At 61.6% G+C, this 14,988-nt stretch carries 13 protein-coding genes; 8 read left to right on the top strand and 5 right to left on the bottom strand.

Annotated elements, in window-relative coordinates; translation table 11 throughout:
• Positions 1 to 2: 2 nt before the first annotated feature.
• Positions 3 to 722: an OmpA family protein gene (locus J3A98_RS20205; RefSeq protein ID WP_003247328.1), complete on the top strand. Its 720-nt coding sequence runs from the start codon at positions 3 to 5 to the stop codon at positions 720 to 722.
• A gap of 79 nt (positions 723 to 801) precedes the next feature.
• On the opposite strand, the gene pta is transcribed toward J3A98_RS20205, so the two are convergent.
• Positions 802 to 2,889 carry a phosphate acetyltransferase gene (gene pta, locus J3A98_RS20200; protein ID WP_176684992.1) on the bottom strand — a complete coding sequence of 696 codons (2,088 nt, stop codon included), beginning with the start codon at positions 2,887 to 2,889 and terminating at the stop codon, positions 802 to 804.
• 31 nt (positions 2,890 to 2,920) lie between these two features.
• Entirely contained in the window at positions 2,921 to 3,223 is a 303-nt protein-coding gene (locus J3A98_RS20195) for a DUF3565 domain-containing protein (protein ID WP_176684993.1), read from the bottom strand.
• On the opposite strand from J3A98_RS20195, the gene J3A98_RS20190 reads away from it, so the two are divergent.
• Positions 3,222 to 3,707 (top strand): peptidylprolyl isomerase, encoded by a 486-nt coding sequence (locus tag J3A98_RS20190; RefSeq protein WP_003247325.1) that lies wholly within the window; start codon positions 3,222 to 3,224, stop codon positions 3,705 to 3,707. The two genes, J3A98_RS20195 and J3A98_RS20190, sit on opposite strands and share 2 nt — an antisense overlap.
• A 145-nt stretch (positions 3,708 to 3,852) precedes the next feature.
• On the top strand, positions 3,853 to 4,335 hold the full coding sequence (locus J3A98_RS20185) for a glutathione peroxidase (RefSeq protein ID WP_176684994.1): 483 nt from the start codon (positions 3,853 to 3,855) through the stop codon (positions 4,333 to 4,335).
• Between the two features lie 66 nt (positions 4,336 to 4,401).
• Here the strand turns inward: J3A98_RS20185 and J3A98_RS20180 are convergent, their stop codons facing one another.
• Entirely contained in the window at positions 4,402 to 5,592 is a 1,191-nt protein-coding gene (locus J3A98_RS20180) for a glycosyltransferase family 1 protein (RefSeq protein ID WP_209968000.1), read from the bottom strand.
• A 178-nt stretch (positions 5,593 to 5,770) separates the two neighbouring features.
• Here J3A98_RS20180 and J3A98_RS20175 point away from each other — a divergent pair, with 178 nt between their 5' ends.
• The 3 genes from J3A98_RS20175 (at position 5,771) to J3A98_RS20165 (ending at position 9,289) form a co-directional block, all read left to right on the top strand.
• Positions 5,771 to 7,087: a PAS domain-containing methyl-accepting chemotaxis protein gene (locus J3A98_RS20175; protein WP_209967998.1), complete on the top strand. Its 1,317-nt coding sequence runs from the start codon at positions 5,771 to 5,773 to the stop codon at positions 7,085 to 7,087.
• A 225-nt stretch (positions 7,088 to 7,312) separates the two neighbouring features.
• A complete protein-coding gene (locus J3A98_RS20170; protein ID WP_209967996.1) occupies positions 7,313 to 8,650 on the top strand; it encodes a DUF6861 domain-containing protein in 1,338 nt (445 codons plus the stop codon).
• Between the two features lie 15 nt (positions 8,651 to 8,665).
• Positions 8,666 to 9,289: a GAD-like domain-containing protein gene (locus tag J3A98_RS20165; RefSeq protein WP_209967993.1), complete on the top strand. Its 624-nt coding sequence runs from the start codon at positions 8,666 to 8,668 to the stop codon at positions 9,287 to 9,289.
• Between the two features lie 246 nt (positions 9,290 to 9,535).
• Here the strand turns inward: J3A98_RS20165 and cysZ are convergent, their stop codons facing one another.
• Positions 9,536 to 10,264, bottom strand: coding sequence for a sulfate transporter CysZ (gene cysZ, locus J3A98_RS20160; RefSeq protein WP_209967990.1), 729 nt, complete (start codon positions 10,262 to 10,264; stop codon positions 9,536 to 9,538).
• Positions 10,265 to 10,594: 330 nt separating this feature from the next.
• On the opposite strand from cysZ, the gene trxB reads away from it, so the two are divergent.
• The gene (gene trxB, locus J3A98_RS20155) at positions 10,595 to 11,557 is read left to right on the top strand and encodes a thioredoxin-disulfide reductase (RefSeq protein WP_003247318.1); all 963 of its coding nucleotides are present in this window, start codon (positions 10,595 to 10,597) and stop codon (positions 11,555 to 11,557) included.
• Between the two features lie 147 nt (positions 11,558 to 11,704).
• Here the strand turns inward: trxB and nadC are convergent, their stop codons facing one another.
• Complete coding sequence (nadC, locus tag J3A98_RS20150) at positions 11,705 to 12,553, bottom strand: carboxylating nicotinate-nucleotide diphosphorylase (RefSeq protein WP_209967988.1); 849 nt, start codon at positions 12,551 to 12,553, stop codon at positions 11,705 to 11,707.
• A 242-nt stretch (positions 12,554 to 12,795) separates the two neighbouring features.
• On the opposite strand from nadC, the gene J3A98_RS20145 reads away from it, so the two are divergent.
• Entirely contained in the window at positions 12,796 to 14,955 is a 2,160-nt protein-coding gene (locus tag J3A98_RS20145; protein ID WP_209967985.1) for a DUF1631 domain-containing protein, read from the top strand.
• Positions 14,956 to 14,988 lie beyond the last annotated feature (33 nt).

Genomic DNA, 14,988 nt, shown 5'->3' with positions numbered 1-14,988 from the left:
CCATGTTCACCATGCGTCGTCTGATTATCGTCGCAACCGCCGCAGCACTGATGACCGGCTGCGCCGGCCAGAATCCTTACGACAACCAGGGTCAGGCGCAGGGCTCCACAGGGATGAGCAAGACCGCCAAGTACGGCGGCCTGGGGGCGCTGGCCGGTGCCATCGCCGGTGCTGCGATCGACCACAACAACCGTGGCAAGGGTGCACTGATCGGTGCTGCCGCAGTGGGTGCTGCTGCAGCCGGTTATGGCTACTACGCCGACAAGCAGGAAGCCGAGCTGCGCGCGCAGATGGCCAACACGGGTGTGGAAGTGCAGCGTCAGGGTGACCAGATCAAGCTGATCATGCCGGGCAACATCACCTTCGCCACCGACTCGGCCAACATCGCCCCAAGCTTCTACTCGCCGCTGAACAACCTGGCTGGCTCGTTCAAGCAGTTCAACCAGAACACCATCGAAGTGGTCGGCTTCACCGACAGCACGGGCAGCCGCCAGCACAACATGGACCTGTCCCAGCGCCGTGCGCAGGCGGTCAGCACCTACCTGACTTCGCAGGGTGTGGATGCTTCGCGTATCTCTGTTCGTGGCATGGGCCCGGACCAGCCGATCGCCAGCAACGCTGACGCCAATGGTCGTGCGCAGAACCGCCGTGTGGAAGTGAACCTGAAGCCGATTCCGGGTCAGCAGTATGAGCAGCAAGGTCAGGTTCAGCAGTATCCCTGATCGACCTTAAGGGCCGCTTTGCGGCGCTGTGGGGGCGGGTAGTCCCGCTCCCACAAGGCTTGCAAAGAAGCCTCTGCTTTTAGCGCGCCACGCTGGCCTGAATCGCCGTCAGGGCAATGGTATGCACGATGTCGTCAACCTGCGCCCCTCGCGGCAAGTCGTTCACCGGCTTGCGCAAACCCTGCAGCATCGGCCCCAGGCTGACCCCGTCGGCACTGCGCTGTACCGCCTTGTGCGTGGTATTGCCGGTATTCAAATCGGGGAACACGAACACCGTGGCGCGCCCGGCCACCGGGCTAGCCGGCGCCAGCTCTCGAGCGATCGCCGGGTTGGCCGCTGCGTCATACTGCAACGGCCCATCGATCAGTAGCTCCTGCGCCGCGTCCTGTGCCAGGCGTGTCGCTTCGCGCACTTTCTCGACTTCTTCATCGCTGGCCGAATCGCTTGAATAACTGATCATCGCCACCCGTGGCGCGATGCCGAAGGCCTGCGCCGAGGCAGCACTCTGTTGGGCAATCTCCGCCAGCTCGGCAGCGCTTGGGTGCGGGTTCATCACGCAGTCGCCGTACACCAGCACCTGCTCGGGGAACAGCATGAAGAACACTGAAGATACCAGGCTCGAGCCGGGTGCGGTCTTGATCAGTTGCAGGGCCGGGCGGATGGTGTTGGCCGTGGAGTGCACCAGGCCCGAGACCAGGCCGTCCACTTCGTCCAGGGCCAGCATCATGGTGCCGATCACCACGGGGTCTTCCAGTTGCTGCTCGGCCATCGGCGCGTTGAGGTTCTTGCTTTTGCGCAGCTCGACCATGGGTTCCACGTAGCGCCCGCGAATCAGTTCGGGGTCGAGAATCTCCAGCCCCGGCGGTAACGTGATGCCCTGGGCGCGGGCCACGGCGTCGACGTCTTCGGGTTTGGCCAGCAGCACGCAGCGGGCGATGCCGCGGGCCTGGCAGATGGCTGCAGCCTGCACCAGCAGTGGCTCGGCGCCTTCTGGCAGGACGATGCGTTTGTTGGCTTGCTGCGCACGCTGGATCAGCTGGTAGCGGAACACCGCCGGCGACAGGCGCAGTTCACGCGGCGTGCCGCAGCGTTGGTGCAGCCAGGCCGCGTCGAGGTGGCTGGCGACGAAGTCAGTGATGAACTCGGCACGCTCGCGGTCGTCCACCGGGATTTCGCGGTTCAGCGAGTTGAGCTGGTTGGCGGTGTCGTACGAGCCGGTGCTGACCGATAGGATCGGCAGGCCGGCCTGCAGTGCACCGCGGCACAGGCCAAGGATACGCTCGTCAGGCTTGCTGTCGCTGGTCAGCAGCAAACCGGCCAGTGGCACGCCATTGATCGCTGCCAGGCTGACAGCGAGGATGATGTCGTCGCGGTCGCCCGGGGTTACCACCAGGGTACCCGAGGTCAGTAGCGGGACCGTGTTGGCCACCGTGCGTGCACAGATGATGATCTTGCTCATGCGCCGCTGCTCGTAGTCGCCGGCATTGAGCACCTGGGCGCCAAGCAGCTCGGCCACATCGCGGGTTCGCGGTGCGTTCAGCTCGGGTTGGTAGGGTATGCAGCCAAGCAGGCGGAAGTCATTACCGCGCAGCAATGGCGAGTGCTCGCGCAGGCGGGTGGCGAAGTCCGCCATGCTCTCGTCGGTACGTACCTTGTTGAGGATGACCCCGAGCACTTTCGGGTCGCGTGGGCCGCCGAACAGTTGGGCCTGCAGTTCGACCCGCCCAGACAGCTCGCTGAGCACTTCGTTTTCCGGGGCCGATACCAGGATCACCTCGGCATCCAGGCTCTTGGCCAGGTGCAGGTTGACCCGCGCTGCATAGCTGGCGTGGCGTGTGGGCACCATTCCCTCGACCACGACCACGTCGTTGCCGACGCAGGCTTGCTGGTAGAGGCGGATGATTTCTTCAAGCAACTCGTCCAGTTGGCCATCGCCGAGCATGCGCTCGACGTGGGCCAGGCTCAGTGGGACCGGTGGCTTGATGCCGTGGGTGCGGGCAACCAGTTCGGTGGAGCGCTCGGGGCCGGTGTCACCCGGGTGGGGCTGAGCGATAGGCTTGAAGAAGCCGACCTTCAGGCCGGCACGCTCCAGGGTGCGCACCAGGCCCAGGCTGATTGAAGTCAGGCCGACACCGAAGTCGGTCGGCGCAATGAAAAATGTCTGCATGCGTGCTTCTCGAAATAAGCGGTGCAAGAAATTAACGGTCAAGGGTAGCGCTATCGGCCCCTTGTGCGCACCAGCCGCAAGCGAAAGGCTGGCCGATGTGTTGCGCACGTTGTGCCGGGTCGAGCACCCAAGGGCGTGCCTGCCACGGCGGCTGGTGGCGAAGGTGCTGGGTATGGCCGCACGAAAGTTGCACCACCCAGTGGCCTTCTGCGTCTTGATGAAAGCCATCGATCCGACTGGTGGGCCGTTGCTCGTCTGCAGTTCGTTCGCAATCGGGCGATGGCTTGGTTACACTTGTACGCTCTACATTCTTTTGCAAAAGGTCTTGCCCCATGCTGATCGCCGCCAACAAGGCTGTCTCCATCGACTATACCCTGACCAACGACGCCGGGGAGACCATCGACAGCTCCGCCGGTGGCGCGCCGCTGGTTTACCTGCACGGTGCCGGCAACATCATCCCGGGCCTGGAAAAAGCCCTGGAAGGCAAGCAGGCTGGTGACGAGCTGAACGTTTCCATCGAACCTGAAGAGGCCTACGGCGAGTACCTGGCCGAACTGGTCAGCACCCTGAACCGTAGCCTGTTCGAAGGTGTCGACGAGCTGGAAGTGGGCATGCAGTTCCACGCTTCGGCACCGGACGGCCAGATGCAGATCGTCACCATCCGCGACATCGACGGCGACGACGTTACCGTTGATGGCAACCACCCGCTGGCCGGTCAGCGCCTGACCTTCCAGGTCAAGGTTGTGAACGTGCGTGACGCCAGCGACGAAGAAATCGCTCACCGTCACATCCACGGTGAAGGTGGCCATCACCACTGATTTTCTGCGCTAAGCTCAGAAAGTCGCCAGGCGCTCGGGCAAGCCGATTTGCCTTCCTACGGGAGGTGAACGGTTTGGACGAGCGCCTTTTTAGTGGGCGAAATTCGCCTGCACGGCAACCGGGAACCTGAGAGGGGATTTCAACATGAGTGCATTTCACGACCTGAAACTGGAAGCGCTGAACGGCGGAGAGCTGCCCCTCGCACCCTTCAAGGGCCAAGTGGTGCTAGTGGTCAACGTTGCCTCCAAATGTGGCCTGACGCCGCAATACAAGGCTCTGGAAAACCTCTACCAGATCTACAAGGACAAGGGCTTCAATGTGCTTGGCCTGCCGTGCAACCAGTTTGCCGGGCAGGAGCCGGGCACCGAAAAGGAAATCCAGGACTTCTGCAGCCTCAACTACGGGGTGAGTTTCCCGCTGGGGGGCAAGCTAGAGGTCAACGGGCCGCAGCGCCATTCGTTGTACCGCCTGCTGGCAGGTGAGGGGGCCGAGTTCCCCGGTGACATTACCTGGAATTTCGAGAAGTTTCTGGTGGGCAAGGATGGCCGTGTGCTGGCGCGTTTCTCGCCGCGCACTGCGCCGGATGACCCAGCGGTGGTGCAGGCCATCGAGAAAGCCCTGGCCTGAAGGGTGCCTGTCGCGATGTTTTTGCAGCGCCTGTGAGATCGAGCGCCGCGCGGGCGGCGCTCGATCTCACAGGCGCTGCAAAAATTGCGCAGAACGCCCAGCCGCAGCACCAGGTTGCCGGCAGGCGCTGTTCAGATACCCCTCGAACTGCTCGACAATCGCAGGCCAGCCCTGGCGGCTGGCATGCTGTCGCGCATTCAGGCGCACCCTGCGCAACGTCTCCACTTCTTCCAGCAACCAGCACGCTGCATCGACAAACGCCGCCTGGTCCCCTGGCATGGCCAGCGCGCCATTGTGGCCATGGCGAATATGCTGCGCTGCGGCTGCCTGGTCATAAGCAACCACCGCCAACCCTGAGGCCATGGCTTCGAGCACTACATTGCCAAAGGTCTCGGTCAGGCTCGGGAACAGGAACAGGTCGCCGCTGGCATAGTGCTCGGCCAGTCGTTCACCGCGCTGGACCCCGCAAAACACGGCGTCTGCAACCTGGTGTTCAAGACTGGCGCGCTGAGGCCCGTCGCCGACCATGATCAGGCGCAGGCGCTTCTGTGGATACGTCTTGCGTAACGCCTCAAGGCAAGGCCGTAGCAAGCCAAGGTTCTTTTCCGCCGCCAGCCGCCCGACATGCAATACGGCGATATCCTCCGGGCCTAACCCCCAGCTTTCGCGCAAGGCCTGGCTGCGTCGGGCCGGATTGAACAGGCAGGCATCGACCCCTCGGGCCAGCAGCTCCAAGCGTTCGAAACCGCGACGCTCAAGCTCCAGGCGCTGGCTGGCACTCGGCACCAAGGTGATTGCCGTGCGCCGATGGAACCAGCGCAAGTAGTGGGTGAGCAGGCGCGCCAGCAGGCCAAGGCCGTACTGGCCGGAATACTGCGGGAAGTTGGTGTGAAAGCCACTGACCACTGCCACCCCCAGGCGTCGGGCCGCGCGTAGGGCGCTGAGCCCCAGCGGCCCCTCGGTGGCGATATACAGTACATCCGGGCGCTGCCGGCGCCAGCGGCGCAACAGCTTGTGCATCGACACCTCGCCCCACTGCAAACCCGGGTAGCCAGGCAGCGCCCAGCCACGGCACAGCATCAGCTGCGGGTCGTTGTGCACGTGCCCTTCGCCGGCCTGGCGCGGGCGCACCACCTCGACCTCATGGCCGCGCTGGCGCAACCCTTCGCTGAGGCGGCCAAGGGTGTTGGCCACGCCGTTGATCTCGGGTGGGAAGGTTTCGCTGACCAAGGTGATGCGTAGGGCGGGTGTATTCATGACAAAAAGTTTCCGCCTACCGGGTTGCGCTAATGTGACTGCCTTATGACGTAAATGTGACGCCTGATCGCCGGCATTTTTGCCGCTATGAATATTTCCTCGCACAGCACTCAAGAAGGTGTCGCCGGCAGCCGATGAAGATGCATTCGACTACGTGATGCGCTCCAGGAGAGCGGTGATGTTCAACAACAAGCTCAAGCAAGAAATCCGGCAACTGCGCGAAGACCTGATGTCCATCGAACAGGTCAAGAGTAGTCTCGACAGCGAGATGCTGGTGCTGCAGCTCGACCCTCAGGGACGGATCGAGATGGTCAACGGCAACTTCGAGAGCGAGATGCTCTACCGTGCCGAACAATTGCTTGGACGCAATATCGAGGACATCGTCCCCGCCCACGTAAAGTCGCTGGACTTCTACCAGCGCATGAAAAGTGCGATCAGCCGTGGCGAACACCTGAACGGTGCGTTTCGTCTTATGCGCGGCAATGGTCAGGAAGCCTGGCTGCGCTCGATCCTGCAGCCGGTGAAGAACAGCGAGGGGCGCATCAAGTACTTCACCCTGCATTCCAGCGACCTCACCCGAACCATCGAGACCTCACGCGAGCACGAAAGCCTGATCAAGGCGCTGATGCGCTCTACTGCGGTGATCGAGTTCGACCTTGACGGCATCATTCTCACTGCCAACGAACGTTTCCTGGCCACTGTCGGCTATCGCCTGGAGCAGATTCGCGGTAAGCACCACCGCATGTTCTGCGAACCGCAGGAGGTCAACTCGGCCGGCTACCAAGCGTTCTGGGACAGGCTGCGCCGTGGCGAATATGTTGCCGAGCGCTTCAAGCGCATCGATGCCCATGGCCGGGTGATCTGGCTGGAGGCCTCGTACAACCCGATCTTCGATGCCCACGATGTGCTGTACAAGGTGGTCAAGTTCGCCACCGTGATCACCGATCAGGTCAATCAGGAACTGGCAGTGGCTGAGGCGGCAGATGTCGCCTACAACACCTCGCTGGGTACCGATGTCAGTGCTCGCAAGGCCACCGAAGTGGTCACCCAGACTGTCACCGTAATGCGTGGCCTGGAGGCTTCGATGCAAGAGGCCGCCGACGGCATCCAGGCGCTGGATACCCAGTCGCGGGTGATCGGTTCGATCATCAAGACCATCAGCGACATTGCCGGGCAGACCAACCTGCTGGCCCTTAACGCGGCCATCGAAGCTGCCCGCGCGGGGGAGCAAGGGCGGGGCTTTGCCGTCGTTGCCGACGAAGTGCGCCAACTGGCCTCCCGCACCAGCACCGCCACCGAAGAAATCGCCCGGGTGGTACAGCAGAACGAACAACTGGCGCAGGCGGCGGTGTCGATCATCGACACCAGCAAGCGCCAGGCCGAACAGGGGCTGGCGCTGGCGGATGAGACGGGCAGCGTGATTGTCGAGATCCAGGACGGGGCGAAGCGGGTAGTGGACGTAGTGGGGCAGTTTTCCAGCCGGCTGAGTCTTTGATATGGCTTGGGGTTTGTAATGGCCTTGGGATCGAGCTTCGCCTGCGCGGCGCTCGATCTCAAGAACGATAAAAATTTCCAGCCTTACCCACAGCAACAACTGAACAGCTGAACTTCGCCGAGCATGCCGGAAACGAAGTCGCATTTTCCTACAACTGACTCAGAAACCTCCGATCCGAATCCATGATGGGATTTCCCCCTGCACACGTTGTCAGGGAGACACCTCATGTACCTGGATTACCTCGTGCCCTCCTGGCACGAGATCGAGTCACGTGTCATCGCCATGGTGGGCTACCAAAGCGGTGGCCAGCTCCGCACCAGCCTCAATGAAGAGGTCGCCTCACTGGGCCTCAACCTGCGCCGGATCGAAGCTGTCCGCACAGCCTTCTACCACGCCGAATGGCAGGCGGCGCACATGCTGCGCCAGCGCTTCGCCGACCTCGACATCAACAGCATCGTCGACGAACTGCTGAGGGTCGTGCAGCAGATGGCGATGATCGTCGCCGGCAGCACCATTACCGGTGGCCTGCTTGGCGCGGGGGTAGGCGCATTCGCCGGCGGCGCCGGAACCATTCCGTTCGCCGGCGCAGGCGCGGCCATGGGCCTCAAGGTCAGCGGCTGGATCCTCGGTGCGCTGGGGCTGGCTTCCATTGCCGAATTCTTCATCGACGGCTTGCCGCGGATCGGCGAGTACTACGTCGATGGCATCCGCTTCGCCTGGGAAGGCACCTGCGGCCATGAAGGCACCGGCCCGTTCTGCCGGGACGACCCCTATGCGATATCCCGGGCCACGCATCAGATTGCCCAAGGCCATGTGGAAGTCGTGGTGCTGTTGTTGGGGGCAATCGTGTCGTACCTCACCCGCGGGCGCGGCGATGCCCGGGTGCTGGCCCAGGAAATGGCGGCCAGCCGCAAAGGCGCGCGGCTGGGGCAATGGATGCTCCAGCATGAAGAGGGGTTGAAGAAACGGCCGGATCTGCAGGTGCCGGAGCGGCGCAAGGGGGCGATGGATGATCCGCAGCCCGTTAGCCCGAATCAGCCCAGGAAAGCACCAACGAAGCCCCATCCGGGCGCGATGGCATTGCATAACGTTGAATGTTTCAAAGCTGATAAGGTACCGGAATACAAAATAGGCGAATTCAAACGACAGTTGAATGGCCAGGAAGACGGGCTCAACTGGATGACCGTTGAAGCATTTTTGGAGAAAGTTGAAAACCCAAATCAGCGCAATAAAGGGCTCGCCCAGAGAGCGAGAAAAAAGGAGCAAGAATTTATCAAGGAAAAAATTGAAAAAGAGCTCAGGAAAACCATGGGCCCATTTGAAGCGCAACGGGTTGCAATAGAAAAAGCCAGAAACCGGATGTCAATTACAGCGGCACTGCACAATCCGGATCTCGTCGCCGGAGGTAGAGACGTCATATCGGACTTTGGGGATCGCCAGGTAAACTCAGTGATAGGCGCCCAATGGAAAACCAGGATACCCAACTTAAAGAAAGCGGCCGAAAGGGTACCCCTGGAGTCCAGAGGCTCAATCCGCATGAATGTCAAATTACATAAGTGCTAAGGTGAGAAGGTTGAAATGGATAAAGTATTTGCCAATTTGATTGAGAATTTCGGTCCGCCGATTGACCGCCGGGAAGTACCTGGCTCCACAATCGAAAGATACAGAGACAAGCTTCCTCCCAAGCTTTTGGAATATTGGTCCGAGCATGGGTGGGGGGGCTACGGTGAGGGCATATTCTGGCTAGTCGATCCGCAAGAATATGACGCCGTAGTTTCCTGCTGGATTGCAGGCACGGCACTTGCTTCGCACGACAACTATCATTTGGTTGCGAGAAGTGCCTTCGGAGACTTGTATCTTTGGGGAGAGAAAACTGGCTTTTCATTGGAGATAACAAGCGTTGGCTCTCAGTACATATTTTATCGAACTGAATTCACAAAGGAACAACTAATTACTGAGCTTCAAGGCTTTATTTTGTCAAGAGAAGTGGAGGCAATGGATTTCAATGGTCTCTTCAATCCCGCCAAGGAAAAACTGGGTAGACTTAAACATGACGAGATGTACGGCTTTTTCCCCGCGCTCATGCTGGGCGGGGCTGACTCCCTGCAACATCTTAAAAAGGTCAGCGCTGTTGAACACTTGATCTTTCTGGCGCAATTGACAGATCTTCAACCTTACTCCTTCTCCGAGCAGCCAGATTAATGCCGCAGTCAACCGCCAGGCTGAGCAAGGGCTGGTGCTGGCCGACGAGACGGGTAGCGTGATTATAGGGATTCAGGACGGGGCGCAGCCGGTTGTGGATGTGGTGGGGCAGTTTTTCAGCCGGTTGGGGCGGTGAAACCCAGGCCAGGCACGTTCTGCTTTTTTGTGTGGGCCTTCTGTCGCGATAGGGCCGCAGAGCGGCCCCAGATTTCAGCGCCAATGCACAGATCGCACACGGCCCAGGAATCAGCTCCGCTCCCGCACCCAGAACAACGTAGCCCCGGCCACCGCCGCCGGCATCATCAGCACGTTCACGCCTGGAATCATCAGCGCCAGGTAGGTTATGCCGCCGAAGCCCAGGCTCTGCCAGCGCTTCTGCCGCAACCAGGCAAGCATGTCCTGCCAGCTCATCTTGTTGTTGTCCGCCGGGTAGTCGATGTACTGGATGGCCATCATCCACACGCCGAAGATCAGCCACAGCGGCGCAGCCACCACGTTGACCACCGGGATCAGCGACAGGACGAACAGGCCGATGGCGCGTGGCAGGAAGTAGCCCAGCTTGCGCATTTCGCGGCTGAGGGTGCGCGGTACCATGGCTGCCAGCTCGCCCCAGCTGAAGGCTGGGAAGGTGTCTTCGCCACGCACTACCACCTCGACCTTTTCCGCCAGAAAGCCGTTGAACGGCGCGGCAATGATATTGGCCACCAGGGTGAAGGTGAAGAACACCATCAGCACCAGCAAGGCAACGAACAGCGGCCAGAGGATGTAGCTGAGGAAGCTCAGCCAGTCAGGCAGCGTGGGCATCAGGGCATCGAGCCACAGGCCGAACTGGTGGCCGGCGAAGTAGATCAGGCCACCGAACAGCAACAGGTTGACCGCCAGTGGCAGCAGCACGAACAACCGCAGGTTGGGGCTCAGCACCAGTTTCAGGCCTTCGCGCAAGTATTGGGGGCCAGAGAGGACAGGGGCTTGCATCTAGATACTCCGCAGAGAAGGAAAACGCGCTGACCTTACCGAGTTTGCCGCGCCGACGAAAGGCACGCAGTGGGCGGGAAACGGGATGTAACAAAAGCGCCCGGCGCGTGTTTATCGATGAAATCGCAGCATAGGCGATGCCTATGAGGTGGATTGTCTAAGGATATTTCCTTAATCTTTGCGACCTCGCTACAGTGCGCTCAACTTTTCGCTTTGCGGACCTGCGCGTTTTAGCCTTCCCCAAGCGCTGCGTGGGTCCTTTTTAATTTCTTGGCTGGCGCAGCCGGTACACCGATGCCGGCCCTGCAGCCCGCTCGACAGGAGTTCGACATGTCTGAAGTACGTCATTCGCGCGTCATCATTCTCGGTTCCGGCCCTGCCGGTTACAGCGCTGCGGTGTATGCCGCCCGTGCCAACCTCAAGCCGCTGCTGATCACCGGCATGCAGGCTGGTGGCCAGCTGACCACCACCACCGAAGTCGACAACTGGCCGGGCGACCCCCACGGCCTGACCGGCCCGGCCCTGATGCAGCGTATGCAAGAGCACGCCGAGCGTTTTGAAACCGAAATCGTCTTCGACCACATCAACGCGGTCGACCTGGCCAACAAGCCGTTCACCCTGCAGGGTGACAGCGGCAAGTACACCTGTGATGCGTTGATCATCGCCACCGGAGCCAGCGCTCGCTACCTGGGCCTGCCGTCGGAAGAGACCTTCATGGGCAAGGGTGTTTCGGCCTGTGCCACCTGTGACGGTTTCTTCTACCGCAACAAGCCGGTCGCCGTGGTCGGTGGTGGCAACACGGCTGTGGAAGAGGCACTCTACCTGGCCAACATCGCCAGCAAAGTGACCCTGGTACACCGTCGCGAAACCTTCCGCGCCGAGAAGATCCTGGTCGACAAGCTGAACGCCCGTGTGGCCGAAGGCAAGATCGAGCTCAAGCTCAACGCCACCCTGGACGAAGTGCTGGGTGACAACATGGGCGTAACCGGTGCGCGTCTGAAGAACAACGACGGCAGCAGCGACGAAATCAAGGTCGACGGCGTGTTCATCGCCATTGGCCACACCCCGAACACTTCGCTGTTCGAAGGCCAGCTGACCTTGAAAGACGGCTACCTGGTGGTCAACGGCGGCCGCGAAGGCAATGCCACCGCGACCAACGTCGAGGGTGTGTTTGCCGCTGGCGACGTGGCTGACCACGTTTACCGCCAAGCCATCACTTCGGCCGGTGCGGGCTGCATGGCGGCGCTGGATGTCGAGCGCTACCTGGACGGTTTGGCCAACGCCTCGTTCTGATCTGAAAACCGGGGCTGCTTTGCGGCTCATTCGCAGCACAAGGTTGCGCCTGCAAGGATATGCAGCCTGTTGCAACTGTGAGTGGGGTGCAAAGCGCCCCCAATAAAAAACCGGCCAAGCGCCGGTTTTTTATTGCCTGCAATCAGTTCACAGGCTCAGTCGCATCGACAGGTCCACCGCTTTCACATCCTTGGTCATGGCGCCAATCGAGATGTAGTCCACCCCTGTCTCGGCAATCATCCGCAAGGTCGTTTCGTTTACGCCGCCGCTGGCTTCAAGCTTGGCTTTGCCAGCGGTAATGCGCACGGCTTCGCGCATCTCGTCCAGGTTCAACTCGTCGAGCATGATGATGTCCGCGCCAGCGGCCAGCGCCTGGCGCAGTTCATCCAGGCTTTCGACCTCGATTTCAACCGGCTTGCCCGGCGCAATGCGGTGCGCTGCGGCCACGGCCTCGGCTACGCCGCCGCTGGCGGCGATGTGGTTTTCCTTGATCAGGAAGGCGTCGTACAGGCCTATGCGGTGGTTGTCGCATCCACCGCAGGTAACCGCGTACTTTTGCGCCAGGCGAAGGCCGGGCAGGGTTTTGCGGGTGTCCAGCAGGCGCACCTGGGTGCCTGCTACCAGGTCGGCAAGGAAGCGCGCACGGGTAGCAACCCCCGAAAGCATCTGCAGGAAGTTCAGTGCGCTGCGCTCACCACTGAGCAGCGAACGGGCCGGGCCTTCCAGGTGGAACAACGGCTGATTGGCAGTAGCCTGCTCTCCGTCGGCCACCTGCCAGTGCACTGCAACGCGCGGGTCGAGCTGGCGGAACACGGCATCGACCCAGGCGGTACCGGCGACCACGCAGTCTTCGCGGGTGATGATGGTCGCCTTGGCCAGGCGCTCGGCCGGGATCAGTTGCGCGGTGATATCGCCACTGCCGATGTCCTCCAACAGCGCGCGGCGCACGTTGGCTTCAATTTCAGCGGTCAGGTCGGCAAGGCGTAGGTTCGGCATGGTCGGCTCCACAAGCTAGGTGCCCGCGATTATAGGGCAGGGGGCCGGTGTGTACAGCCGCCGTGGTGCTGACCTTTGGTCGGGCGTCATGAGTAATCCGAGCAGATCAGGGTCATTAGCCAGTCAGCGAAACGGCGCTGGCAGGCATACGGTTTTTTACCGATAATGGCGACTGGTATTTGGCGCCATGGCTTTGACGATTTTCAGCCCTTTCGGGCAAGACACCCTGCAAGGAGTCCAGGATGCAAAAGGAAGGCAAGGTGGTGCCCCTGGCGGCAGCCATCGACCGAGGGGGGCTTACGCCTCTGCCTTGCCTTCCGGTCGTGCTGCTGCAGGTGCGCGACAAGGCCGCGTTGCAGTTGCGTCAGGGCCTGCAGGATCTGTTCGACAATGCCGATGACACGCTCTTCGAAATGGCCGACAAGGCCTTGGACCGCGGTGACCAGAACCTGTACTTCGAGGCCATGCGTGACCTGCGCCTGAAGCGCAAGAGCATTGAGCGTGGTTTTCTGGATACGTTCCAGGATGCTTTCCTCCGAACCGGCCAGGTCGACTTGCTGGCAAACCTGGCCCAGCCGGGCCCCCCGCGTAGCAAGGCTCAAATGGAGCGGGCCGCCGCCATCGAGGGCATGGTGGCGCGGGTGCTGTCACGCGATGGCATTGCCCTGCAGCAACTGGGTTTGCGCCTGCAGGCGCTGCTCGACCGCCCCCTGTACGAGCAGCACAACCCGTTGGGGCCAGCCGCGCTGTGTCGTTACTTCCTCGATGCCGGGCGTAATCTGGGCGTTGGCCTGCGGGTCAAGCTGGTGCTGCTGAAGCTGTTCGAGCGTTATGTGCTGCGCGATGTCGATGTGATCTATGGCGAAGCCAACCAGTTGCTGGCCGCTGCCGGCGTACTGCCCGAACTGCAACCGGCGCCGCGCCGGCGTGCCGAAGACCGGCGCATGCGTGCGCGCCCAGGACCGGCGAATCTCGGCCAGGACGTGGGGGCGGATGCCGCAGGGCAGGCGTTGTTTGCCTCGTTACAGGTACTGCTAGCGCCGGTGCGCGGGCAGTTCGCGCCGCGCTTGCACGCGGTGGCTGCCGCCCAGCCGATCAGTACCGCCGACCTGCTCCGGCTACTTTCGCATTTGCAGCGCTACGTGCCCGCCACCCACGAGGCCGATGACTTCGAGCTCGGCCAGCAGCTTGAGCAACTGCTGTTGCGGGTGAGTGTGCGCAGCGGCACGCGTCGGCGTCTTGAAGTGGATGACGAAGACATGATCAACCTGGTTGGCCTGCTGTTCGCGTTCATCCACAACGACGACAACCTGCCGGCCAGCCTGCGGTCGTTGATTACGCGCCTTCATATTCCCCTGCTCAAGGTGGCATTACTGGACAAGGGGCTGTTCAGCCGAGGTAACCACCCGGCGCGTCGGCTGCTCAACGAAATCGCCGGCGCCGCGATTGGCTGGGAGTGCGGCAGCGAAGGCCGGCGTGACAGCTTGCATTTGCGGGTAGAGCGTGTCGTTCAGCGCCTGCTCAATGATTTTGCCGACGATGCAAGCCTGTTCGCCGAGTTGCTCGACGACTTCCTCGCATTCAATCAGGACGAACGGCGACGCAACGAGTTGCTCGAACAACGCACTCGCGACGCCGAAGAAGGCCGTGCCCGGGCACTGCAGGCCAGACAGCAGGTGCAGCACGTGCTCAACCAGCGCCTGCGAGGCCGGGTGTTGCCGCAGGTGGTGGTACAAATGCTGGTGCAGGCCTGGAGCCAGGTACTGCTGCTGGCTTGGTTGAAACAGGGCGAGGCCTCTGCGGCCTGGCGCGGCGCATTGCAGACGATGGACATGCTGCTGGCCAGCATTACCCCGCCACATGAGCCGCAAGCCTTGCTGCAGCAGGTGCCAGCCCTGCTCAAGGCGCTGCGCGATGGCCTGGCCAGCGTAGCCCTGGACGCGGTGGCGACCCGCGAGTTCTTCCTGCAACTGGAACAGTTGCACCTGCGCGCCTGCGCAGGTAAAGACGAAATGCCGGGAGGGGAAGGTCAATTCTTGGGCGATGTGCGGGTGGCCGAAGAGATTGTGCTGGCGATTGCCGAAGAGCCCGCCTGCGTGCCCCTGCACGCTGCCGATGAGCAGGCTGCAGCGCTGCGCCAGGCGCAACGCTTGCGTATCGGCACCTGGGTCGAGGTTCTCGATGAGGATGGGCCACTGCGCTGCAAGCTGGTCGCGCGCATTGAAAGCAGCGATAGGCTGGTGTTTGCCAACCGCACCGGCATGAAAGTGCGCGAGTGGAGCAGCGCCAGCCTGGCCCAGGCACTGCAGCGGCATGAAGTGCGCGTGCTGGATGACCGCCTGTTATTCGAACGGGCGCTGGAGGCGGTTCTTGAGAGCTTGCGGCAAGGGCAGGCGCAATAGGCTGACGCATTACAATCATTCACATGCACACGG

The sequence above is a fragment of the Pseudomonas sp. BP6 genome, assembly GCF_017875935.1.
GTDB classification, from domain to species: Bacteria; Pseudomonadota; Gammaproteobacteria; order Pseudomonadales; family Pseudomonadaceae; genus Aquipseudomonas; species Aquipseudomonas putida_Y.
Note: the sequence above shows the minus strand (reverse complement) of the source record. Positions and strands in the feature narration are given on the sequence as shown.